Below are 2,119 nucleotides of genomic sequence, written 5' to 3'. Positions count from 1 at the left end.
GCGACCAGTCCGCTCCATCACGTTCACGCACGTCCCGTCACCACAGGAGCCCGCACCCGGCCCCTCGGGCCGGACAGCGCCCCGTCCCGCCGAACCGCCAGGCGAGCGCCAGGGACCCGAGGCGAGGCGGCGGCCACCTCACGCCGCGCCGTCTCGGTGATGTCGATGATGCGCTCGGCGTGCGGAAGCAGGGCCATGCCCGCCTCGGTGAGGGCCACCCGTCGTCCGCTACGGTCGAAGAGCGGCGTGCCCACCGCCTCTTCGAGGCTCTGGATCTGCGCGGTGACGCTGGACTGGGCGTAGTTGAGGTTCTTCGCCGCACGCGTGAAGCTCAGCTCCCTCGCCACCTCACGGAACGCACGCAACTGCTGGAACTGCATCGTACGGCTCCTTCCTCCGGCAAGCACCGCAGCCATCGACTCGTCCCCGCGGGCGGAACCGTCCCCGCGGAACGGAAAACTCCGGCTCGGAGAGCGCCTCGTCAAAGGGTTCGCCGCCGCTCCGAGCCGGATGGATCCTCGATTCCTCAGGACAGGTCCTTCTTCTCCCCCGCCGGCTCCAGGCCGACGAGCTTGTCGGCGACGCCCTGGTCCTCGAAGGCCTTGACGAGGGACTGGATGTCCTCGGAGTAGATGTCCCAGCTGTCGGTGTGGATCGGGACCACCTTGCGGGGGTTGAGGTCCTTCGCCACGAGGGCGGCGTTCTTCGACGTGAGCGTCAGCGGCGCGTTGTCGAGGATCGCGGGAGTGCGGGCGGCGCCGGCGAAGAGGATGGCCGTGTCGATGGCTCCGATGTCCTTCTTGATCCGGTCGCCGACCTGCTTGGCGACCTTGACCGAGGCGTTGTCACCGGAGATGTAGGTGGTGGGGACCCCCTTACCGCTGAGCACGAACCCGGTGACTTCGCCATCGGCGCCACGGTCGACTCCGTCGGGACCGTGCAGGGCGGGCACCGCGGTGACCTTGATGGTGCTGCCGGAGGACTTCAGCTCCTGCGCCTCCCAGCTCTTCATGGGAGTGATGTGATCGCCGAGACGCTTGTGGGCGCCAGGCGTGGAGAACACGACCGGCACGTCCTTGAGCAGCTCACGGCCCTTGCCGTCGAGGTTGTCGTCGTGCTGGTCGTGGGAGAGCAGCACGGCGTCGATCTTGCCGAGCTTCTCCGGGCCGAAGGCGGGACCCTTCGTCTTGGACATGCCGGACTTGTACTTCTTGGGCGCGTCGAAGGTGGGGTCGATCAGGATGCGCTGACCGGCGATCTCCAGGACGGCCGTCGGTCCGCCCACGTGTGTGACGGTGAACGCCTCTGCGCTGGACGGCGTCGAGCCGGCGGACGACGGCTTCTTCTCCTCACCGTCGGCGGAGGCGTTCCCGCCACAGGCGGCGAGGAGCGACACGCCTGCTGCGGCTACGGCGGCACGGAAGAGCGTCGAACGGTTCATCAGCTATGGCCATCTCTCTCGTCTTACGGACAGTCGGGCACCTGACGAGGGCAGGCCCCCAGAAGTGTTTTCAACGCTAACACAGTTCGTTAGCACCAACCACAGGCACCTGCACACGGAAGCTACCTGCCGTAAATAACCCCAGTTCACAGCCGTTAGCATCGCTATCGAAGAGCGGGCCCCACCATGCTGGGCCGCAGCGACGAACTCCGCCACGACCCGGGAGCGAGGGACACATGGGCGAAGCCGGCGTGCGGGTACCGGCCGGCCGCCGACGCGGACAGGAACACCACACGCTCCCCCTCGCGACGACCTCCAGGAGCTGTACGAGATCGGCCGCCCACGCCTGAGTGGCGCCTCCTCGACACCAGGCAGCAGATCGAGCGGCCCGGTAATGGGCCGGACGGGGCGAAATGCTGGACCGGAACGGGACGAGCGGACATACCAGTTGACGACGCGTCAGCACGTCGTCGGCGGCGGCCAACGGATGGCACGCCCCGGCGCAGCACGGCGAGGCGGGGTTCGGCGCCTACGGCCTGGGAGATCACCGAGGTGTGCGTGGTGCCGGCCGCGTCCGACGCCTACAGCCGCGGCCGCACCCGGCGCGACGCCGCACTAGGCCGTTTCCTTCGGATCACCTCGCCGACCAGATGAAGATGGCGGCGAGGTGGAGTCCGG

At 68.3% G+C, this 2,119-nt stretch carries 2 protein-coding genes; both read right to left on the bottom strand.

The features are described from left to right. Positions 1-23 precede the first annotated feature (23 nt). Positions 24-380, bottom strand: coding sequence for a LysR family transcriptional regulator (locus tag ABD350_RS18825; RefSeq protein ID WP_344349309.1), 357 nt, complete (start codon positions 378-380; stop codon positions 24-26). Positions 381-526: 146 nt separating this feature from the next. Next, complete coding sequence (locus ABD350_RS18820) at positions 527-1,441, bottom strand: MBL fold metallo-hydrolase (RefSeq protein ID WP_344349308.1); 915 nt, start codon at positions 1,439-1,441, stop codon at positions 527-529. Between the last annotated feature and the right edge of the window lie 678 nt (positions 1,442-2,119).

The organism is Streptomyces nogalater, from assembly GCF_039532885.1.
GTDB lineage: Bacteria > Actinomycetota > Actinomycetes > Streptomycetales > Streptomycetaceae > Streptomyces > Streptomyces nogalater.
Note: the sequence above shows the minus strand (reverse complement) of the source record. Positions and strands in the feature narration are given on the sequence as shown.